Origin of the sequence: Streptomyces adustus (assembly GCF_009377175.1) — a bacterium.
Taxonomy (GTDB): domain Bacteria; phylum Actinomycetota; class Actinomycetes; order Streptomycetales; family Streptomycetaceae; genus Streptomyces; species Streptomyces adustus.
This window is the reverse complement of the sequence record NZ_VJZD01000071.1, coordinates 1-19,470: the sequence shown is the minus strand read 5'-3', so window position 1 is coordinate 19,470 and position 19,470 is coordinate 1. Positions and strand designations below refer to the sequence as shown.

Here is a 19,470-nt window from a genome sequence, read left to right as displayed (position 1 = left end):
GCGCGATGCAGTTCGGACGGACCTACGAGGAGTTCGAGGTCGGGGCGACGTACAAGCACTGGCCCGGAAAGACGGTCACGGAGTACGACGACCACCTGTTCTGCCTCCTCACCATGAACCACCACCCCCTCCACATGGACACCAACTATGCGGAGAACACGACCGACTTCGGCAAGAACGTCGTCGTGGGCAACTACATCTACTCGCTGCTGCTCGGCATGTCCGTCCCGGACGTCTCGGGCAAGGCGATCGCCAACCTGGAGATCGAGTCGCTCAAGCACGTGGCGCCGACCTTCCACGGCGACACCATCTACGGCGAGACCACGGTCCTCGACAAGACGCCCTCCCGGTCCAAGTCGGACCGCGGCATCGTCCACGTGGAGACCAAGGGCTACAAGCAGGACGGCACGCTCGTGTGCGTGTTCCGCCGCAAGGTGATGGTGCCGACCGAGACGTACATCAAGGAGCGCGGCGGCGAGCAGCCCGGGCGCCCGGAGCTCAAGCAGCAGGAGAAGTAGAGATGGCGCGACTCGCCCAGACCGCCGGTCTGACCGACATCCAGCAGGAGATCCTCTCCACCGTCCGCGACTTCGTGGACAAGGAGATCATCCCGGTCGCCACCGAGCTGGAGCACCGCGACGAGTACCCGCAGCAGATCGTCGACGGCCTGAAGGAGCTGGGCCTCTTCGGCCTGATGATCCCCGAGGAGTACGGCGGCCTCGGCGAGTCCCTCCTCACCTACGCCCTGTGCGTCGAGGAGATCGCCCGCGGCTGGATGTCGGTCTCCGGCATCATCAACACGCACTTCATCGTGGCGTACATGCTCAAGCAGCACGGCACGCAGGAGCAGAAGGACCACTTCCTGCCGCGCATGGCGGCCGGTGACATCCGCGGCGCCTTCTCGATGTCGGAGCCGGCCCTCGGCTCGGACGTCTCGGCGATCTCGTCGAAGGCGGTCAAGGACGGCGACGAGTACGTCCTCAACGGCCAGAAGATGTGGCTGACGAACGGCGGCACGTCGTCCCTCGTGGCCGTTCTGGTGCGAAGTGACGAAGGACACCCCGAGGGCACGGCCCCGCACAAGTCGATGACGACGTTCCTCGTGGAGAAGGAGCCCGGCTTCGGCGAGGTCCGTCCCGGTCTGACCATCCCCGGGAAGATCGACAAGATGGGGTACAAGGGGGTCGACACCACCGAGCTGATCATGGATGACCTGCGGATCTCCGCGGATCGAGTGCTCGGCGGGGTCACCGGGCGAGGTTTTTACCAAATGATGGACGGCGTGGAGGTCGGCCGCGTCAACGTGGCGGCGCGTGGCTGCGGCGTCGCCCAGCGCGCCTTCGAGCTCGGTGTCCAGTACGCCCAGCAGCGTCACACTTTCGGCAAGGCGATCGCCCAGCACCAGGCGATCCAGTTCAAGCTCGCCGAGATGGCTACCAAGGTCGAGGCCGCCCATGCCATGATGGTGAACGCAGCACGCAAAAAGGACTCCGGGGAGCGAAACGACCTCGAAGCAGGGATGGCGAAGTACCTCGCCTCCGAGTACTGCAAGGAGGTCGTCGAGGACGCCTTCCGGATCCACGGCGGCTACGGCTTCTCCAAGGAGTACGAGATCGAGCGCCTCTACCGTGAGGCCCCGATGCTGCTGATCGGCGAAGGTACCGCCGAGATCCAGAAAATGATCATTGGGCGCAGATTGCTCGAAGAGTACCGAATCCAGGGCTGATTGTCCGGCTACGGGGTGTTTTCTTAGAGAAGAAGATCACACCCCGTCATCGGTCTCCAGCCGTCGACTAAGGTTCCCGACTTACCCAGTTGCGGCTCTTAGCCGCTACGATCGCCGGAAAGCCGCCGTCCCCTGATATAGCGCGGCATCATCCGCTACGAAGGTCATCCATGCCCCACAGCCAGTCCTCTGCACCTCGCGGCCGGGTCCGCCTCGCGCGCGGAGCATCGCCGTGGCTTCTCCCGACCGTCGCCACCGCCGCCCTCAGCCTGGCCCGCGCGCGCCGCTCCGGTGCCGCCAAGGCCGTCGCCGTGCCCGCGACCGCGCTCGCCGCGGGCATGCTGTGGTTCTTCCGTGACCCGGAGCGCGAGATCACGCAGGGCCGGGTCATCTCGCCCGCCGACGGTGTGGTGCAGAGCATCATGCCGTGGAAGGACGGCCGGACCCGCGTCGCCATCTTCATGAGCCCGCTCAACGTCCACGTGAACCGTGCGCCGCTGGCCGGGACCGTGACGTCGGTCGAGCACATCCCCGGCGGGTTCGTTCCGGCGTTCAACAAGGAGAGCGAGAACAACGAGCGCGTGGTCTGGCATTTCGACACCGAACTCGGTGACATCGAGATGATCCAGATCGCCGGCGCCGTCGCCCGCCGCATCGTGCCCTACATCCCGCAGGGCACGAAGGTCGAGCAGGGCGACCGGATTGGCCTGATCCGCTTCGGCTCGCGTGTCGACATCTACCTGCCCGAGGGCGTGGAGGTCGCGGTCGAGGTCGGTCAGAAGACCGTGGCTGGGGTGACTCGCATTGACCGTGATTGATCCGGAGACCCAGGCAGGCTGGGTGCCCGAGGCCGACGAGGTGGACGACGAGGAGGAGATGCCTCTTTCTCTCCGCCTGTCGATAGCGGACACGCTGACGCTCGGCAACGCCACGTGCGGCTTCATGGCGGTGTACTTCACCACCACCGGCATCCTGATCCCGCACCTCACCGGCAGCCAGGAATCCGGCATGGCCCGCCACAGCGCGGCCACCGCCGTCATCCTGATGCTGTGCGCGGCGGTCTTCGACCTCTTCGACGGCCTGGTGGCGCGGAAGCTGCGCTCCTCCCCGATGGGCGCGGAGCTGGACAACCTCTCCGACCTGATCAGCTTCGGCCTGGCGCCGGCCTACTTCGTCCTCGTCTACGGCATGGTCGCGGACGACGCGTACCAGCGCGTGGCGGCGGTGGGTGCGATCGTGGTGCTGCTGGCGGTCGTCCTGCGGCTCGCCAGGTTCTCCTGCGTGACGGTCAAGAACGGCATGTTCCAGGGCATGCCGAGCCCCTTCGGCGCGCTGACGGTCGTCTCGATCGTCCTGCTGGAGCTCCCCTTCGTGGCCACGCTGCTGGCGATCCTGGGCACCGCCTGGCTGATGGTCAGCCGGGTCGAGTACCCGAAGCCGCGCGGCCGGCTCGCCGGGGCGGTGCTCGTCTGGATCGTGCTCAGCATGGGCCTGCTGGCGGCCTGGGCCTTCGACGCCCCCGGCGGCCAGATGCTGCTCCAGACGGGCTGTGCGCTCCAGCTGGTCATGGGCGCGGTCATCCCGCTGTTCGCCACGGCCCGCCGGGTGAACAACTTCCGCGACAACCGGCGCGAGGCGCGGGCGGCGCAGCTGCCGTAGCGCTCCGCCGGGTTCGGCTGGACGAGAGAGGGGCCCCGGGTTCTCCGACCCGGGGCCCCTCTCTCTGTGTTCTGCGCGCCCCTTCAGGGGCGCGGGGAACTGCGCGAATGAGCCCCACCGGCCGCAGACGACCACCGGGGGTATCAGGTCAGGAAGTCGGTGGCGATCCGGGCTGCCAGGCGTTCCAGGATCGGGCCCGCCTCGGAGATGCAGGTGGCGATGTCGGGCTCGATCTCCGTGAGCGGGTACGCCCGCCGGATCCCGGCCCGGCCGAGCGCCTCGGGCGGCAGCGCGAGCCGGCCGCACACGGCGACGACCTCCTTGCCCGCCGCGCGGGCGGCCGCAGCGACACCGGCCGGCGCCTTGCCGTGCAGGGTCTGCTCGTCCAGCGAACCCTCACCGGTGATCACCAGGTCGGCCCGCTCCAGCGCGGGCGCGAAGCCGAGGACGTCGAGCATCACCTCGATGCCGGGCCTGAAGCGCGCGCCGAGCAGCAGCGCGCCGTAGCCGACACCGCCCGCCGCCCCCGCCCCGGGCGCCGCCGCGTGCTCGGCGGCGCGCGCACCGACCGCCGCCTCCAGCACCTTCGCGTAGTGGGTCAGCGCGGCGTCGAGCGCCTCCACGTCGTCCGGCGAGGCCCCCTTCTGCGGACCGTAGACCGCGGGCGCACCCTTCGGGCCGGTGAGCGGGTTGTCGACGTCGCTGGCGAGCACCAGCTCCACCGAGTCCAGCCGCGGGTCCAGACCCGACAGGTCCGCCCGCGCCAGGCCGCCGAGCCCACCGCCGCCGGGCGACACCGGCTCGCCCTCCTCGTCCAGGAAGCGCGCGCCGAGCGCGGACAGCATCCCGGCGCCCCCGTCGGTGGTGGCGCTCCCGCCGACCCCGAACACGATCGTCCGCGCTCCCGCGTCCAGCGCGCCGCGCAGCAGTTCCCCGGAGCCGTACGTCGATGCCGTGAGCGGGGCGAAGACGCCCGCGGGCAGTCGTTGCAGCCCGCTCGCCTCCGCCATCTCCACGACCGCGGTGTCGCCGCGCAGCGCGAACGCGGCCGTCACCTCCTGCCCGAGGGGGCCCGCGACCCGGATCTCCCGCCGCTCGAACCCGGCGGCGACCGCCGCGGCCACGGTGCCGTCGCCGCCGTCGGCCACGGGCAGTGCCTCGACCCGCAGGTCCGGCACGACCCGGCGCAGCCCGGCCGTCACCCGCTCGGCGACCTCCACGGCCGTCAGCGACCCCTTGAACTTGTCCGCGGCGACAAGCACCCGCCGGGTGTTGTCCACGCTTGCGTCCACCACGCCGAACTCCCCTTGCTCTCCGGGCCCGTGCACGTCGGGGCCAGTCGCGCCGTTGCGACCTTAACCGCAGCGCACGCCCGCCGTCATGCCCCGCCCGAACCCTGGGAATCCCCTGGCAGCCCGCTGTGCCGGACGCCGCGCGCGGCCGAGCGGCGGTCCCCGGAATCGGGTAGACCGAAGCCATGACCTCTGTGGGCAATGCGCCGCGGCTCGCCGACCGCGTCCTCGGCGGCTGGCTGGGCCGGATCGCGGGCAACATGCTCGGCAAGCCGGTCGAGCAGGGCGACCAGTGGACGCGCGACCGTATCGACGGCTATCTGCGGCGGGCCGACGCCCTGCCGCTCACCGACTACCTCCCCGAGCCGGCGAGCGAGGACGACGCGGCGCGGCTGCGCCCCGAGTGGCGCAGCTGTGTCCGCGGCCGCATCGACGGCAGCTGCCGTGACGACGACGTCGACTACGCGATCCTCGGCCTCGACCTGCTGGAGACCCACGGTTTCGGCTTCAGCACCGAGCAGGTCGGCGACCTGTGGCTGCTGCGGCTGCCGTACCACCAGACGTTCACCGCCGAGCGGGCCGCGTACCGCAACCTCGCGAACGGCCTCAGGCCGCCGGTGACGGCGACGTACGACAACCCGTACCAGGAGTGGATCGGTGCGCTGATCCGTGCCGACATCTACGGCTGGACCTGCCCGGGCGCCCCGCAGCGCGCGGCCGCGCTGGCGCGCCGGGACGCGGTGCTGTCGCACACCGGCAACGGGGTGTACGGGGCGATGTGGGCGGCGGCCCTGATCGCGGCGGCGTTCACGGCGCCCACCGTGCGGCACGCCGTGGACACCGCGCTGACGGTGATCCCGGCGAGCAGCCGGCTGGCCCGTACCGTGCGCCGGGCGACCTCGCTGCACGAGGCCCGGCTGGGCTGGGAGGACACCCTCGCCACGCTGTCCGAGGAGACCGCGGGCCTCGGCTGGATCCACACCGTCCCGAACGCCGCCGTCCTGACCGCCGGGCTGCTGTACGGGGAGGGCGATTTCACCCGGACCGTCGCGCTGACCGTGCGCGGCGGCCTGGACACCGACTCCAACGGCGCGACGGCGGGCTCGGTGGCGGGTGTGCTGACCGGGGCGGACTCCATTCCCGCCCGGTGGAAGGACCCGCTGCGCGACACGGTCCGCAGCGCGGTCTTCGGCTTCGACGGCGTCCGGATCACCGACCTCGCGGACCGGACGGTCCGGCTGGCCGAAGTGTCCCCTTGATCCGGCCGCCCGGTCCGATGACGCGGGAGGGACGTGGGGCCTAAGGTATGCCGGTGATCTTCAGGAGGAAGCGGAAGGCTTCGAACCTCGCCGCCACGGTGTCCGAGCTCGAGGAAGCCGTCGCCGCTCGCGACGGCGACCGCACCGGCCGTGCCTTCACGGCCGTGATCAACGGTGTGCAGTCGGCGTCGGACGCCGAACGTGTGCCCGCGGGGGTCCGGTTGGCGGCGCTGCTCCCGGCCTTCCCGCCGACCGGCCCGCGGCCGCTGCTGGCGACGGCGGCAGGTCTCTGCGTCGAACGCGGGGCCGATCCGGTTGCCTGCGCCGAGCCGATTCTCGATGGCGTCCACCAAGACCTGGTCGACGCACTGGAGTTCGCGCGCCGTTGGTCCGCCGCCGGCGCGGCCGACGACGAACTGCCGGAGCCGGACAAGAAGATCATCGACGACGCGCTGTTGGCCCGCCTCGGCGGCGAGGCGTACGAGGCCACGCGGCTGGCGCTGGCCTGGTGCTCGATCGAGTCGTGGCAGCCGCCCGCGCTGGCCGTTCTCTGCCGCAGTGCCGAGGTACGCCGACGGCACGCGTCCGCGCTCCTTCCGGCCTGCCGCGAGCTGTCGGCCCTGGCACGGCACGACCTCAAATGCCTGGCCCATGCGCTGGCGGTGCTGGACGACGAGCCCCTTGTGGTGCTGCACAGGCCCACGGGGACCGGGTTCGAGGTGCGCATCGGCGGTATCGGGATCAACTTCCAGTTGCACACGCTGCTCGCCCATGTCCTCGTGGGCGGCGGCCACATACCCGGCGATGCGCCGTCGGCGGAGAGCGTCCGCCTGGCCACGGACCCGGAGCCCGCCCGAGGACGCACCCGGACCATCGCGACCGGAGCCTTCGAACTCCTCGCCCCGGACGGCGAGCGGATCTGGAACGAGGGGCTGCCCGACGACATCCCCGTGGTGGAGGGGCGCCGCCTGCTCGTGCTCGACGAGCCGACGTACCGGCGCAGTTGGAACGCCGACCGGTTCTTCCCGCTTCTCCCGGGAACGGCCGAGCTGACCCGCGTCCTGACCTCGGACGAGACACGGACCTGGTTCGCCCGCACGTCGCCCGGCGACGGGATCCGTCAGACTTCCTGACCGGGAGTGCCTGCCGGGCCCGTCGCGAGTCCTGACCGCTCTCGGGAATGGAGACCGACCGCATGGAGTTCGTCTTTTCCGGCCGGGTGATCGAATGGCGCGGCCCGGCGCCGTACTACTTCGTACGGGTGCCGGACGAGGAGTCCGCCGACATCCGCGAGGTGGCCGCGATGGCCACCTACGGCTGGGGCGTGATCCCGGTCGAGGCCCGGGTCGGAGAGGTCGAATTCGCGACGTCGCTCTTCCCCAGGGACGGCGGCTACCTGCTGCCTCTCAAAGCGGCCGTCCGCAAGCCGAGCGGCCTCACGGCGGGAGACGACGTGACGGTCGAGATGACGGTCCGCCTCCACGGACCCCGGTCCGGCTAGATTCGCGGCCGCCGGGTGGGGTCCGTGCACACGGCTCGGTGATCCATCCCGAGCCTCGCTCGCAGACCCTCGCCTACGCCGCGTCCTCGGAAAAGGCCTCCTGGTCCATCATCGCGGCGCCGAACCCGCCCAGGAGCTCGTCGACGCCCATCTCGGTGGCGCCGGCCGGAGCCGTGGGTGTCTGCCCGTCGACCATCCGCACCACCAGGCCCAGCTTCTTCACCTTCGCGTTCTCGGCCAGCTCGGCGAGGTCGACGGAGACCTCGGTCAGCTCGCCGTTCTTGAGTGTGAAGTCGGCCGCGACCTTGGCGTTCGGCGCGTCCTTGAGATCCTTGTCCGTGGGCAGTTCCATGCCCATCGGCAAGTTCTTCGCGAGCGGACGGATCTCGCCGAAAAGCTTGGTGATCAGCGTGCGGAACGGAGCGGTGGCGGTGATGCGCTCGGCACCGTCCTTGCCGTCGACCGTCCTGAAGTCGACCTCGCGGGCGATGGTCCCGCGCAGTGCCTCCAGCAGCCGCTGCTGCGTCTTGGCATCGAGGGTGGGCTCCGGCGCGGGCTTCGCACCCGGCACCGCTCCCATGTCGGCGGTGCCCTTCTCGAACTCCTTGGTGTTGATCTTCACCCACTGGCCCTGGAGCACCTTCTTGAGCCCGTCCGCCCCCGGCGGCAGGTCCTTCGCCGACGGTGCGGGAAAGCCCATCGCCTTGCCGACGGCGTCCACGTCGGAGCGGATGTAGGTGTAGTCACCGACGACCCGGTACTCGGTGAGATCGCCGTCCTTGTTGCCGATCTTCAGTGACATGCCGACGTAGTCCTTCTCCCCGGACTCCGCGATCGGCTTCTTCGACTGCAAGGTGACATTGGCCTTCACGCCACTGAACAGTTCGGCGATGTCGTCGGACATCTCCTCACCGGGCTCCGGGTCCGACGAGGCGTCCAGCGCCTTCAGACTCTGCGCGTCGGTGTCGAGGTCGAGCTCGAAGGAGATCGACTTCTCCTTGCCGAGCTCCTCGAAGGCATGGTCGAGCTTCTGCCCGGCGGAGAGCTGCTCCACGGTGCCGCAGGCGGCCGAACCTGCCAGGACGACACCGACGACTGCGCCGGCGGTCAGGGTCTTGCGTATGGCGATGATGATGGTCTCCTCGTCGACGCGATCACAACGTGATCGCGGAACGAAGACTCATAACCCCGCGAAAGGGTTGTGCCGCGCACGAACACTGCCGAACAGGCGCTGCAGTCCCGCGAGTTCGGCTTGCCTTTCAACCGGATCAACCGCACCATCAAGGAACCGGCGGGCAAGACCTGGGGCTGAGCCCGGCGTTGCTCGCACCCACTGAGGCTTCGCCGGCGAAATGATCTTCGAGTGGGACTCCGCGATCTCCGCCGGATCTAGTTGCCGGTCGTGCCGTCGAGCATCTCGCGCAGTATGTCCAGGTGGCCGTTGTGGCGGGCCGTCTCCTCGGTGAGGTGGAGGAGGATCCAGCGCAGGTCGACGTGGAGGCCGTTGCGGATGGTCCTCTCGGCCCGCTTGTCCAGGTCGTTCCCGGCGACCAGTTCGCGGTAGCGGGCGCTGTGTTCGGCGTACTCGTCGAGCAACTGCGTGAGCGGGAAGTCGACGGCGATACGCATCTCGCGATCGGGATCCTCATCCGTCATGGGGGCCCGGTCCTCCTCGCCGAGGAAGACCACCTGGAACCAGTAGTACTCGACCCAGCGGAGGTGGTTGATCACTCCGCTCATGGTCATCAGCGGTGAGCCCGGCAGGAGCGCCTTGCGGGCGTTCTCCGCGGAGACGCCGTCGCACTTGGCGCGGGCGATGCCCCGTGCGTAGTCGAGGAACGTGGTGAGCTGGGTGCGCTCGTCCCATGCGGGCGGCGTGTCGTCGATTCTGGTCATCGCGCGAAGCATCCCCAACCACCGCACCCGCTGTCGAGGTATTTACCGACGGACCGCCCGGCATGTTCCCCCGGACAGGCCCTGGTTGAGCCCGGATCGCCGGTCAGGGGCTCAGGTGGGCCAGGAGTTCTGCACCGGCGGGGTATCCCTGTTCCTGTGGGAGCAGTCGGGTGGCTGCGTCCGGTCGGCCGTCCTTGACGAGTCCGTGGATCTCGTGGGCGAGCGGGGTCACGTCGCCGATGGACACGATCCACTCGTCCGCGTAACGCGACGATGCCTCGCCGGAGAGCCCCAGTTGCAGCGAGCGGTAGGGCAGGGGGCGTAGGTGCAGGTCGCGTTCGGGATCCCACTGCACACGGGCCGGTGCGCGCTTGAGGTCACGCTGCCAGGTGCCCCGATCGGGATGCAGTCCGCGGACGTAACTCGACAGGCAGGCATGACGCAGCGCCCAGTCGAAGCCGTCGCGAGTGATCTCGACGGCGAGGACGGTCTCCTGGCCCTCCTTCGTGCCCCAGCCGGAGCGGTACATCATCCACATGAAACTGGGCTTGATCCACGTCATGCGGCCAGGCTTCCACGCGGCCGGAAAGCGGCCGTCTCGGATGGCGGGCAGTCCGATCTCAGGGCGGTACGCCTGGTAGACGGTGATCGTGGACGCCGTGTGGAGCGCGCGGATCTCACGGTGCGGTTCTTCCATGGCGTACAGCGTGGGCCGGGTCGGCCCGGGCGACCACCGAATTTCGACCGGCCGCTCGATCCGACGGCGCACGCCGGACCCAGGCAGCAGGCGGTCGCCCGTGCGGGCCAAGTGGCGTCCGGAGTCGGAACGGAGGCGAGGCAGCGTGGCCGAAGACGCTCGGGTCTGCGGGGCCGCCTTTCTCCACGACGACGGCTGCGGCTTCTACACGCTCCTGGTGATGAGCGGGCCCATGCGAGGGACCATGTGGTTCGACGGACGCGCGACCTGCGATCGTCTGAACCCCCTGTTGAACGATGCCCGCCGACCCGCGAGTTTCGCCGAGTGGTACCTCGACTGGCTCGCCCGCGAGGAACCGCCGACGTCCCCCGAACACCGCCGCGCCGCCCACCGGAGCGGGCAGGCGTGGACGGACGCGCCCATCTGGTACCGCTGGTTCGACTCATGAGCCCGAGATTCCAGCCGCCGGGCGCGATCTCGTAATCCGCGGCGTGACCCCGCTCGCCCACGGGATTCACGCCCTGGTCCGCTACCGCACCCCGCACCCCGCACCGGCCGACCATTCTGCTCAAGATGATCACCGCGATCGTCGCGGGCTTTCCGGCGGCCGGTCGAATCCGATGGAGTCGGGGCAGACCGTGCGGCGGTCATGGCGGGAACAGCCATTCCATCGCGGCGAGGCTCTTGTCGACGTACTTGTCCTGTTCCGTCTCGATGCCGTGGGCGAGGTCCTCGAAGACGCTGCACCTGGCGTAGAACACGGCGCGCTCGCCGAGCGCCGCGAGGTCGTCGGATTCGGTTCGATAGCTGTTGATGGCGGCGCGGGCGGCGGCTGGGCCGAGGTCGCGGTAGAGCAGCCCGAAGTCGTGGGCCGGATCGACGACGGCTGCATCGCTCCAGTCGATGACGCCGGTCACCGTCCAGGTGACCGGGTCGACGAGAACGTGTTCGATCCCCAGATCGTTGTGGGAGAACGTCGAGGTGCATCCGTCGCTCGGTGGTGCGGCGTCCAAGAACGCCTCGACGCGTCTGCGGTGCGCCGCCGGTACCCGCCCGGCCACCGCCGTGTAGTGCTCCACGGCCTCGTCCCGCCACTCGGCCGGCGGCTGGTGGTCCGTGTCCACCAGGTCGGCGAGCCGATCGACCGGAACGGCATGCAGCGCGGTGAGCAGCTCGCCGAGCGTGGCGGCGATCGACGTGGCGTGGACCGCTCGCCGGTGCCGCGGCAGGTCCAACAGGGGCGCACCGGGGAGCTTGCGGTAGGCCATGCATCCCTGTTCCGCGTCCGTGAACGTCGGTTCGGGGACGGGCAGCGGTGAGATGTCGGCGACGGCGGCGAGGACGCGGGCCTCGCGGCCCACCAGGGCGGTCCGCCTCGCCGGGTCGGGCTCCTTGCTGAAGCGCACGATCAGCTCGCCGTTGATCTCGTACGCCAGGTTGTCCAGGCCCTCACCGAGCGGCACGACGGACTCGATCCGGTAGTCGCGCAGGTGCGTGACCACGACGTTGCGGACATCGGCGACGCGGTCGCGGCTGCGACTGGTCATGTGCGGACCCTATCGATCGATCGCCTGAGACCGGCGGTGGTCAACGGCTGGCCGCGCGGTCGCCGGACGGCGCGGGCCGCTCGGATATCCATTCGCCCCGAGGTGGGAAGCGTCCTACCCTCGGGCCCATGAACAAGCCCCTCGTCGCCCTTCTCAGCGGGGCCGGTGTCTCCACGGATTCCGGGATCCCCGACTATCGCGGTCCCAACGGACTGTGGCGGCGGGACCCCGAGGCCGAGAAGCTGGTGACCTACGAGTACTACATGGGTGATCCGGAGATCCGGCGGCGGTCGTGGCAGATGCGGCGTGGGAACCGGGCGCTGACGGCCGAGCCGAACGCGGCCCACCTCGCCGTCGCCGAGCTGGAGCGGGCCGGGGTGCCGGTGCGGGTGATCACGCAGAACGTGGACGGGCTGCATCAGCTCGCCGGGCTGCCCGCCCGCAAGGTCGTCGAACTGCACGGCACCGCACGGAAGTTCGTGTGCACGAAGTGTCATGCGCGCGGGCCCATGGAGGACACCCTGGCACGGGTCGAGGCGGGCGAGGACGACCCGCCGTGCCTGGAGTGCGGCGGGATCCTCAAGTCGGCAACCGTGATGTTCGGCGAGCGCCTCGACCCGGTCGTGCTCGGTGACGCGCTCGCCATCACCAAGGCCTGCCAGGTGTTCATCGCCGTGGGCACCAGCCTCCAGGTCCAGCCCGCCGCCGGGCTCGCGGGGGTCGCCGCGGAGCACGGGGCACGGCTGATCATCGTCAACGCCGAGCCGACGCCGTACGACGAGATCGCCGACGAGGTCGTACGGGAGCCGATCGGGACGGCGCTGCCCGCGCTGTTGCGCGGGCTGGCCGGCGCGGACAACCAGGCCTAGAACAGGGCTGTTCCGCGTTCGAAGTCCAGCAGGCGCTGTTTGCGGTCCAGGCCGCCGCCGTAGCCGGTGAGGCTGCCGCTCGCGCCGATGACACGGTGGCAGGGGACGATGATGCCGACGGGGTTCTTGCCGTTGGCCAGGCCCACCGCGCGGGAGGCCTTGGGGTTGCCGAGGGCGTCGGCCAGTTCGCCGTAGGTGCGGGTCTCGCCGTACGGGATGGCGCGCAGCTGGTCCCAGACGGTCTGCTGGAACGGCGTGCCGGACAGGCGCAGTTCGAGGGTGAACTGCTTCAACTCGCCGGAGAAGTAGGCCTCCAGCTGTTCCTCGGCTTCGCCGAAGGCGGTGGCGTCGTGGGTGCCGAAGGACTCCTCGGGCGGGCGGTGGCGCTGCTCGGTCATGTAGAGGCCGCTCAGCACGCCGTCGTCGGCGACGAGCGTGAGGGGGCCGTACGGGCTGTCGATGACGGTGTGGTGCCGGACGGGGTTCATGGTGGATGTCCTTAAACGGGCAGGAAGTTGATCGGGTGGCTGTCCGTCGCCCAGAGGTACTGGACCGCGTAGGCCCGCCAGGGGCGCCAGGCCGCCGCGCGGGCGGTCAGTGCCGCGGAGGTCGAGGGCAGGCCCAACTCCTTTGCGGCGCGGCGGATTCCGAGGTCGGTGGGGAGGAAGGCGTCGGGGTCGCCCAGGGCGCGCATGGCGATGACGTCGACCGTCCAGGGGCCGAAGCCGGGCAGGGCCAGCAGGCGTTCCCGGGTCTCCTGCCAGTCGCTCTCCATGCCCAGGTGGATCGACTCCTCGGCGAGTGCGGTGACGAGGGTGGTGAAGGTCGTACGGCGGGTGCGGGGCATCGCCAGCGTCTCGGGGTCGAGGCCGGCCAGCGCCTCGGGTGACGGGAACAGATGGGTGAGGCCGCCTTCGGGGTCCTCGACCGGTTCGCCGTGCGCGAGGACCAGCCGGGCCGCGTGGGTGCGGGCGGCGGCCGTGGAGACCTGCTGGCCGAGCACGGCCCGTACGGCGAACTCCGCCTCGTCGACGGTACGGGGGACCCGCCGCCCCGGGGCCTTGTCCACGAGGGGCGCGAGGACCGGGTCGGTGCGCAGATGGTCGTCGACCGCGACCGGGTCGGCGTCCAGGTCGAGCATGCGGCGGCAGCGGCTGATGGCCACCGGCAGGTCGCGCAGATCGCTGAGGGTGAGGCGGCAGGCGATGTGGTCGGGCCGCGGGGTCAGCCCCACGATGCCGTGCCCGTACGGCAGCCGCAGTGTGCGCCGGTAGGCGCCGTCCCGCCACTCCTCCACCCCCGGTACGGCCGTCGCCGCCAGGTGGCCGAAGAGGTTGTCGGGGTTGAGCGGGGCGCGGAACGGCAGGCGCAGGGTGAGGACACCGGGGGTCAGGGCGGCCGGCGTCCTCGGGCGGCGGGCACGCAGTTCGCTCGGGGCGAGCGCGAAGACCTCGCGGACGGTGTCGTTGAAGGTGCGGATGGACGAGAAGCCCGCGGCGAAGGCGATCTCAGCCATGGGCAGCGCGGTCGTCTCGATCAGCAGCCGGGCGGTCTGGGCGCGCTGCGCGCGGGCGAGGGCGAGCGGTCCTGCGCCCAGTTCGGCGAGCAGTTGGCGTTCGACCTGGCGGGAGCTGTAGCCGAGCCTTGCGGCCAGGCCCGGTACGCCCTCGCGGTCCACGACGCCGTCGGCGATGAGCCGCATGGCGCGGGCGACCAGGTCGGCGCGCTGGTTCCACTGCGGGGACCCGGGGCTGGTGTCGGGGCGGCAGCGCTTGCAGGCCCGGAAGCCGGCCTGCTGGCAGGCGGCCGCGCTCGGATAGAAGGTCATGTTCTCGGGCTTGGGCGGCACGGCCGGGCAGCTGGGCCGGCAGTAGATGCGGGTGGTGACGACGGCGGTGAAGAACCAGCCGTCGAAGCGCGCGTCCTTGGACTGGACGGCGCGTACACAGCGTGCCCGGTCGGTGTGCATCCCGTTGTTCGGCATGTGTCCAGCATCCGGCACGGAACGGGTCGGGGCTGGCGGGAATCCGACATCAGCGTCGGCTGTGCAGGACGTCCGCGGATCGCCGGGCGGCCCGGGAGGTGCGGTGCGGTCAGCCCGCACCCTCCTGGCGGGAGAGCAGCGCCCAGATCACGAACAGGTCGATCGCGATCATGGTGATGGGCCAGAACACCGCGTACGGCAGGAACAGGAACTGGGCGACGAGACTGAGCGCGGCGAAGCAGATGCCCGCGATCCTGGCCCAGGCCATCCCCTTGAGCAGGCCCCCGCCGGTGACGGCCAGCAGCACTCCGATGATCAGGTGGATCCAGCCCCAGCCGGTGAGGTCCAGCGCGTAGGCGTAGGCGCCGGTACGGACGAAGACGTCGTCCCGGGCGATCGCCGAGATGCCCTGGAGGGCGGACAGCACACCGCTGCACAGCATCAGGACGCCGGCGAAAGTGACGCCGCCGCTGACCCAGCTGTCCCGCTCCCGCGCCTCGGCGGTGCCGCCCGGCGGGCGGTTCCAGGCGGTGCCGATGTCGTCGGGCCGGGCGCCGCCGGGGCCGCGGGCCGGGCCTGCGCCCGGATCGCCGCCCGGGTCGCCGGTGGGGTGGGCTGCGTCCTGGCTCATGCGGTCGTCCTCTCGGGTCCCCCCTGATGCGGTCCCCCGTCGAACGGCGGTCCCCCACCGGCGGGCGGTCCCCCGTCGGCGGGTGCCCGCCCCGCGTCGGTCTCGTCGAGGAAGTCGACGACGCACAGCGCGAAGAGCAGGGCGAGGGCGAGGCCGATGACGACCCAGCCGGTCGGATACGACCACAGGACGTACGCCAGGACCGCCGCGGCGACCAGGATCCAGGTGATCCAGGTGCGGAAGCGGTGCACGAACGGCCCGACCGGCCCCGTACGCATCCCCGCGCGGTCGGCGGTGGTGCGGGCCGCGCCGATGCCGGAGTGCCACAGCTGCCGTACGAGACCGGCGTGACGCTGGGGTCCGGTCAGCCAGGCGGCGACGGCGAGCACCACGCACACGGCGACCACCGCGCGGACCGAGGTGTGCAGGAAGCGGGTGAGCACGTCGTACACGGACGCCGCGGCGGGCTGCGAGACACCGCTCGGCAGGCGGTCCAGGTACACGACCCGGAAGACGCTCAGCGCGACGCCCAGCAGGAGCGTGGCGAACCCGAAGCAGAGTGCCGCGACGATCAGGGTGCGGCGGCGGTGGGTGGCGAGCAGGACGCCCGCCACGGCCAGCAGCACCGCGAGGACGGGCAGCCAGTCACCGGCGATCTGGAGCAGCCGGAAGTACGTCTTGACCTTGCCGATGTCCTTGGACTGGACGACGGTGATGTTGGTGTGGATCTCGGGGATGTTCCCCGCGACCGTCATGCCCGAGTCGACCAGGCGGGTCTTGACCTGGTCCACGACCGGGGCGAGGTCGATGGTGACCGCGTCGTTCTCCAGCTTCACCGCGCCGCCGCCGCTGCCCGTCAGCGCCTTGTCCAGACTGCTGTGGACCTTGCGGTTGGCCTCGGTCCAGATCCGGGCGAAGACGTCGGAGGCGGCGACCGCCTTCGCCTTGTCGTGTACGAAGCTGCTGACCGCGCCCTCCAGGGAGTTGCCCAGTTTGCCCAGGGCCTTCTCCAGCAGGGGCCGTTGGGCCGGAGCCGCCCCTTGCAGCAGTGCGGCCAGGTCGAGGTGCTGCATCACGGCGTCGGTGACCCGGTTGGCCACGGCGTTCTGGACGTCGGGGTCGGAGGCGAGCGGCGCGACCGTCTGCACATAGCGGTCCGTGTCGCCGACGACGCTGGAGGTCCAGGCGGCGAGCACACCGAGCGGGGCGAGCAGACAGCCGAGGACGACGAGCACGGTGGCGACGAACGCGCGCGTCCGGTGGTGCGCCGGGCGCGGGGCGGTTCGCCCCGCCTCCAGCGCCGCGATCCGCGAGCGCAGCTTCGCCAGTTCGGCATGGGAGACGTCCGGGCCGGACCCGTCCCGGTCGGATCCACCCCGGTCGGACGCGTCCGGGCCGGGCGTGGGGCTGTCCGGCATGGCGGCCTCCCTCATCCATCGGTGCTGCGAGTCCGGTGGATGCCAGGAGATCCCGCCCGTGCGGCGGCGGCGAGCCCTGCGGGCCGTCCGGGTGAACGGGCCCGCCGGGCCGGGGAGTGGGGCGTGGGGTGGTCGTGGAACGGGTCGCGAAGTGGGCCGTGGGGTCGGGGCTCACATATTGATCATGTGTCCGGCCAGGCCGTGCACCGCCTCCTTGACCGCCTCTCCGAGGGTCGGGTGGGCGTGCACGTTGCGGGCGACCTCGTGGACGGTGAGGTCCCACTGCTGGGCCAGGGTCAGCTCGGGCAGCAGCTCGGTCACGTCGGGGCCGATGAGGTGACCGCCGAGCAGCTCGCCGTACTTCGCGTCGCTGATCAGCTTCACGAAGCCGGTGGTGTCGCCGAGGCCGTGCGACTTGCCGTTCGCGGTGAAGGGGAACTTGGCCACCTTCACGTCGTGGCCCAGTTCGCGGGCCTGCGCCTCGGTGTAGCCGAAGCTGGCGATCTGCGGCTGGCAGTAGGTGGCCCGCGGGATCATCACGTAGTCCAGTTCCATGGTCTCCGCGTCCGCGAGGGTCTCGGCGGCGATCACGCCCATCGCCTCGGCGGCGTGCGCGAGCATCAGCTTGGCGGTGACGTCGCCGATGGCGTAGATGTGCGGCACGGAGGTACGGCAGCGGCCGTCCACGTCGATGGCACCGCGCTCGGTGACGCGCACCCCGGTGTTCTCCAGGCCGTAGCCGGTGACGTTGGGCGCGAAACCGATCGCCTGGAGGACCTTGTCGGCCTCCAGGATCTGCTGGGTGCCGTCCTTGCCGGTGACCGTGACCCGGACCTGCGGGCCCGACTCGTCGATCGACTCGACCCGGGTCGAGGTGAGCACGCCGATGCCCAGCTTGCGGTACTGCTTGGCGAGTTCGGCCGAGACCTCGACGTCCTCCAGGGGCGCGACGCGGTCCAGGAACTCGACGACCGTCACCTTCACGCCGTAGTTGTGCAGGACGTAGGCGAACTCGATGCCGATGGCCCCGGCGCCCGCGATGACGATCGACTGCGGCAGGTCCTCGGCGAGGATCTGCTCCTCGTACGTGACCACCCGGGACGTGCGGCGGGTGCCGGGGAGCAGCCGGGGTGTGGCGCCGGTGGCGATGATGCAGTGATCGAAGCCGATCGTACGGACCTCGCCGTCGTACCCGGCGACCTGGAGGGTGTGCGGGTCGAGGAAGGTGCCGCGGCCGTCGAGCTCGGTGATCTTGTTCTTCTTCATCAGGTAGTGCACGCCCTTGACCCGGCCGTCCGCGACCCGGCGGCTGCGCCGGAACGCCTCGCCGTAGTCGAAGGAGACCTCGCCGTCGACCTTGATGCCGAAGGTCTTGGCCTCGCGGGTGACGATGTGCGCGAGTTCGGCGTTGCGCAGCAGGGCCTTGGTGGGGATGCAGCCCACGTTGAGGCAGACGCCGCCCCAGTACTTCTCCTCGACGACGGCGACGCGCTTGCCCAGCTGGGCGGCGCGCACCGCGGCGACATAGCCGCCGGGGCCCGCGCCGAGGACCACGACGTCGAAGCGATCGTCCTGCTCGACCATGACGAATTCCTTTTCGGTCTCTTGGGTCTTTTCGTACTGCCCGTCGTACCGTCGCCGGAACGGCACGTCGGCCGGAGCGGGCGGTGAGGTCAGCCCCTGCGCCTCACGGATTGTTCCGTCCCGGCCTCGTTCCCGCCACACGGTCCGGCGGCGCGCCGCGTGAGCGAATCGGTTCGAGCCGGTCGGCGGGCGGCCGGGGCCGGACGGGGGCGCGCGCGGCGAACCGGGTGAGGCCGGCGGGCCGGGGCGGACCGGGCGGTCAGTAGACGTCTCGGACGTAGCGCTTGTCGGCGGCGAGTTGCTTGACGTAGGCGGCCGCCTCGGCCTCGCCGAGTCCGCCGTGCACGGCGGCGATGTCCCGCAGGGCCTGGTCGACGTCCTTCGCCATGCGCGAGGCGTCGCCGCAGACGTAGAAGCGGGCGCCGTCCTGGAGCCAGGACCACAGCTGGGGGCCGTGCTCGCGCATCCGGTCCTGCACATAGACCTTGGCCCGCTGGTCGCGGGAGAAGGCGGTGTCCAGGCGGGTGAGGGTGCCGTCGGCCCGGAAGGCGGCCAGCTCCTCCTCGTAGTAGAAGTCGGTGGCGCGATGCTGCTCGCCGAAGAAGAGCCAGTTGGGGGCCCGGTGACCGACCGCTCGGCGCTCCTCCAGGAAGCCGATGAAGGGCGCGACACCGGTGCCGGGGCCGATCATCACGGCGGGGGTGCCGGAATCGGCGGGCGGGCGGAAGTGCGGTGCGCGCTGGACGTGGACCGGCACCGGGGTGCCGGGCCCGGCGTCGGCGAGGAACGGGGAGCAGACGCCGTGGCGGGCGCGGCCGTGCAGGTTCTCGTACCGGACGACGGAAACCGTCAGGGAGACCAGGTGCGGGTCGGTGAGCGGACTGGAGGAGATGGAGTACAGGCGTGGTTGCAGCCGGCCGAGGACCCCGGCCCACTCCTGCGCCCCGGCCCGGACGCCGAACTCGGCGACCACGTCCACGGCTTGCCTGCCCCAGGACCACTTCGCCAGCTCGCCCTTGTTGTCCGGGCGCAGCAGCCGCTTCAACTCCCGTGGGTCGCGGGCGCGTTCGGCGACGAAGCGGAGCAGGTCCGGAGTGATGCGGGTGATGTCCAGATGCCGCAGCAGGGCCTCGCCGAGGGGCGTCTCGCCCAGGCCGTCGAGGTGCACGCCGATGTCCCCGGCGGGTGCGCCGGGCGCGTCGTCCGGGCCGGACCCGGCGCCTTCCAGGCCGGTGACGGTCAGCCACTCCCGCACCAGGGCAGGCGAGTTGAGCGGGCGGACGCCGAGGGCGTCGCCCGTCTCGTAGACGAGCGGGGTCTCGCTGTCGCGGGTGTCGAAGGTGAAGCGGCGCACCTCCTTGTCCGAACCCGGGCGGCTCAGCAGGCGGTTGCCGGTGAGACGGGCCG

General features: G+C 70.8%; 20 protein-coding genes. 9 read left to right on the top strand and 11 right to left on the bottom strand.

All coding sequences use genetic code 11. The features are described from left to right. Positions 1-5 precede the first annotated feature (5 nt). From FNH09_RS19235 to pssA, 4 genes are all read left to right on the top strand, one after another. Positions 6-518: a MaoC family dehydratase gene (locus tag FNH09_RS19235; protein WP_152889566.1), complete on the top strand. Its 513-nt coding sequence runs from the start codon at positions 6-8 to the stop codon at positions 516-518. A 2-nt stretch (positions 519-520) separates the two neighbouring features. After that, positions 521-1,726 (top strand): acyl-CoA dehydrogenase family protein, encoded by a 1,206-nt coding sequence (locus FNH09_RS19230; RefSeq protein WP_152889564.1) that lies wholly within the window; start codon positions 521-523, stop codon positions 1,724-1,726. Between the two features lie 170 nt (positions 1,727-1,896). Next, a complete protein-coding gene (locus FNH09_RS19225) occupies positions 1,897-2,544 on the top strand; it encodes a phosphatidylserine decarboxylase (RefSeq protein ID WP_152889562.1) in 648 nt (215 codons plus the stop codon). A gap of 22 nt (positions 2,545-2,566) precedes the next feature. After that, a complete protein-coding gene (pssA, locus tag FNH09_RS19220) occupies positions 2,567-3,385 on the top strand; it encodes a CDP-diacylglycerol--serine O-phosphatidyltransferase (protein ID WP_162468798.1) in 819 nt (272 codons plus the stop codon). A gap of 143 nt (positions 3,386-3,528) precedes the next feature. Here the strand turns inward: pssA and FNH09_RS19215 are convergent, their stop codons facing one another. After that, positions 3,529-4,647, bottom strand: a complete 1,119-nt coding sequence (locus FNH09_RS19215; RefSeq protein ID WP_338017615.1) for a glycerate kinase — start codon at positions 4,645-4,647, stop codon at positions 3,529-3,531. Positions 4,648-4,862: 215 nt separating this feature from the next. On the opposite strand from FNH09_RS19215, the gene FNH09_RS19210 reads away from it, so the two are divergent. The 3 genes from FNH09_RS19210 (at position 4,863) to FNH09_RS19200 (ending at position 7,437) form a co-directional block, all read left to right on the top strand. Then, complete coding sequence (locus FNH09_RS19210) at positions 4,863-5,936, top strand: ADP-ribosylglycohydrolase family protein (protein ID WP_152889560.1); 1,074 nt, start codon at positions 4,863-4,865, stop codon at positions 5,934-5,936. 47 nt (positions 5,937-5,983) lie between these two features. Continuing rightward, on the top strand, positions 5,984-7,069 hold the full coding sequence (locus tag FNH09_RS19205) for a hypothetical protein (RefSeq protein WP_152889558.1): 1,086 nt from the start codon (positions 5,984-5,986) through the stop codon (positions 7,067-7,069). Between the two features lie 62 nt (positions 7,070-7,131). Then, complete coding sequence (locus tag FNH09_RS19200) at positions 7,132-7,437, top strand: DUF1905 domain-containing protein (RefSeq protein ID WP_152889557.1); 306 nt, start codon at positions 7,132-7,134, stop codon at positions 7,435-7,437. Positions 7,438-7,510: 73 nt separating this feature from the next. On the opposite strand, the gene FNH09_RS19195 is transcribed toward FNH09_RS19200, so the two are convergent. From FNH09_RS19195 to FNH09_RS19185, 3 genes are all read right to left on the bottom strand, one after another. Beyond that, positions 7,511-8,491 (bottom strand): hypothetical protein, encoded by a 981-nt coding sequence (locus FNH09_RS19195; RefSeq protein ID WP_162468792.1) that lies wholly within the window; start codon positions 8,489-8,491, stop codon positions 7,511-7,513. A 335-nt stretch (positions 8,492-8,826) separates the two neighbouring features. Further along, positions 8,827-9,333, bottom strand: a complete 507-nt coding sequence (locus FNH09_RS19190) for a DinB family protein (RefSeq protein WP_152889553.1) — start codon at positions 9,331-9,333, stop codon at positions 8,827-8,829. Positions 9,334-9,436: 103 nt separating this feature from the next. Then, positions 9,437-10,030: a DUF4291 domain-containing protein gene (locus FNH09_RS19185; RefSeq protein WP_152889551.1), complete on the bottom strand. Its 594-nt coding sequence runs from the start codon at positions 10,028-10,030 to the stop codon at positions 9,437-9,439. A 145-nt stretch (positions 10,031-10,175) separates the two neighbouring features. Here FNH09_RS19185 and FNH09_RS19180 point away from each other — a divergent pair, with 145 nt between their 5' ends. Further along, positions 10,176-10,478: a hypothetical protein gene (locus tag FNH09_RS19180; protein ID WP_152889549.1), complete on the top strand. Its 303-nt coding sequence runs from the start codon at positions 10,176-10,178 to the stop codon at positions 10,476-10,478. Positions 10,479-10,677: 199 nt separating this feature from the next. Here FNH09_RS19180 and FNH09_RS19175 read toward each other — a convergent pair whose 3' ends face one another. Beyond that, a complete protein-coding gene (locus FNH09_RS19175) occupies positions 10,678-11,577 on the bottom strand; it encodes a phosphotransferase family protein (RefSeq protein ID WP_152889547.1) in 900 nt (299 codons plus the stop codon). A 128-nt stretch (positions 11,578-11,705) separates the two neighbouring features. Here FNH09_RS19175 and FNH09_RS19170 point away from each other — a divergent pair, with 128 nt between their 5' ends. Continuing rightward, positions 11,706-12,446 (top strand): SIR2 family NAD-dependent protein deacylase, encoded by a 741-nt coding sequence (locus FNH09_RS19170; protein WP_152889545.1) that lies wholly within the window; start codon positions 11,706-11,708, stop codon positions 12,444-12,446. Here FNH09_RS19170 and FNH09_RS19165 read toward each other — a convergent pair. The 6 genes from FNH09_RS19165 to FNH09_RS19145 all read right to left on the bottom strand — a co-directional run. Then, the gene (locus FNH09_RS19165) at positions 12,443-12,934 is read right to left on the bottom strand and encodes a methylated-DNA--[protein]-cysteine S-methyltransferase (RefSeq protein WP_152889543.1); all 492 of its coding nucleotides are present in this window, start codon (positions 12,932-12,934) and stop codon (positions 12,443-12,445) included. The two genes, FNH09_RS19170 and FNH09_RS19165, sit on opposite strands and share 4 nt — an antisense overlap. Positions 12,935-12,945: 11 nt before the next feature. Beyond that, a complete protein-coding gene (locus FNH09_RS19160; protein WP_152889592.1) occupies positions 12,946-14,415 on the bottom strand; it encodes an AlkA N-terminal domain-containing protein in 1,470 nt (489 codons plus the stop codon). A 124-nt stretch (positions 14,416-14,539) separates the two neighbouring features. Then, positions 14,540-15,061: a DUF7144 family membrane protein gene (locus FNH09_RS47090; protein WP_202919702.1), complete on the bottom strand. Its 522-nt coding sequence runs from the start codon at positions 15,059-15,061 to the stop codon at positions 14,540-14,542. Further along, positions 15,058-16,479: a hypothetical protein gene (locus FNH09_RS19155; protein ID WP_162468791.1), complete on the bottom strand. Its 1,422-nt coding sequence runs from the start codon at positions 16,477-16,479 to the stop codon at positions 15,058-15,060. The genes FNH09_RS47090 and FNH09_RS19155 overlap by 4 nt, the downstream gene beginning before the upstream one ends. Positions 16,480-16,650: 171 nt before the next feature. After that, the gene (gene lpdA / locus FNH09_RS19150) at positions 16,651-18,063 is read right to left on the bottom strand and encodes a dihydrolipoyl dehydrogenase (protein WP_152889541.1); all 1,413 of its coding nucleotides are present in this window, start codon (positions 18,061-18,063) and stop codon (positions 16,651-16,653) included. Positions 18,064-18,322: 259 nt separating this feature from the next. Further along, positions 18,323-19,470: diflavin oxidoreductase (locus tag FNH09_RS19145; RefSeq protein WP_420802760.1), on the bottom strand; the 1,148-nt coding region annotated here is incomplete at its 5' end.

What these genes read in the sequence shown, in the direction of transcription:
- FNH09_RS19235 (WP_152889566.1), top strand. Translation starts at nt 6, where the DNA reads ATGCAGTTCGGACGGACCTACGAGGAGTTCGAGGTCGGGGCGACGTAC.
- FNH09_RS19230 (WP_152889564.1), top strand. Translation starts at nt 521, where the DNA reads ATGGCGCGACTCGCCCAGACCGCCGGTCTGACCGACATCCAGCAGGAG.
- FNH09_RS19225 (WP_152889562.1), top strand. Translation starts at nt 1,897, where the DNA reads ATGCCCCACAGCCAGTCCTCTGCACCTCGCGGCCGGGTCCGCCTCGCG.
- FNH09_RS19210 (WP_152889560.1), top strand. Translation starts at nt 4,863, where the DNA reads ATGACCTCTGTGGGCAATGCGCCGCGGCTCGCCGACCGCGTCCTCGGC.
- FNH09_RS19205 (WP_152889558.1), top strand. Translation starts at nt 5,984, where the DNA reads ATGCCGGTGATCTTCAGGAGGAAGCGGAAGGCTTCGAACCTCGCCGCC.
- FNH09_RS19200 (WP_152889557.1), top strand. Translation starts at nt 7,132, where the DNA reads ATGGAGTTCGTCTTTTCCGGCCGGGTGATCGAATGGCGCGGCCCGGCG.
- FNH09_RS19190 (WP_152889553.1), bottom strand. Translation starts at nt 9,333, where the DNA reads ATGACCAGAATCGACGACACGCCGCCCGCATGGGACGAGCGCACCCAG.
- FNH09_RS19185 (WP_152889551.1), bottom strand. Translation starts at nt 10,030, where the DNA reads ATGGAAGAACCGCACCGTGAGATCCGCGCGCTCCACACGGCGTCCACG.
- FNH09_RS19175 (WP_152889547.1), bottom strand. Translation starts at nt 11,577, where the DNA reads ATGACCAGTCGCAGCCGCGACCGCGTCGCCGATGTCCGCAACGTCGTG.
- FNH09_RS19170 (WP_152889545.1), top strand. Translation starts at nt 11,706, where the DNA reads ATGAACAAGCCCCTCGTCGCCCTTCTCAGCGGGGCCGGTGTCTCCACG.
- FNH09_RS19165 (WP_152889543.1), bottom strand. Translation starts at nt 12,934, where the DNA reads ATGAACCCCGTCCGGCACCACACCGTCATCGACAGCCCGTACGGCCCC.
- FNH09_RS19160 (WP_152889592.1), bottom strand. Translation starts at nt 14,415, where the DNA reads ATGCACACCGACCGGGCACGCTGTGTACGCGCCGTCCAGTCCAAGGAC.
- FNH09_RS47090 (WP_202919702.1), bottom strand. Translation starts at nt 15,061, where the DNA reads ATGAGCCAGGACGCAGCCCACCCCACCGGCGACCCGGGCGGCGATCCG.
- FNH09_RS19155 (WP_162468791.1), bottom strand. Translation starts at nt 16,479, where the DNA reads ATGCCGGACAGCCCCACGCCCGGCCCGGACGCGTCCGACCGGGGTGGA.
- lpdA (WP_152889541.1), bottom strand. Translation starts at nt 18,063, where the DNA reads ATGGTCGAGCAGGACGATCGCTTCGACGTCGTGGTCCTCGGCGCGGGC.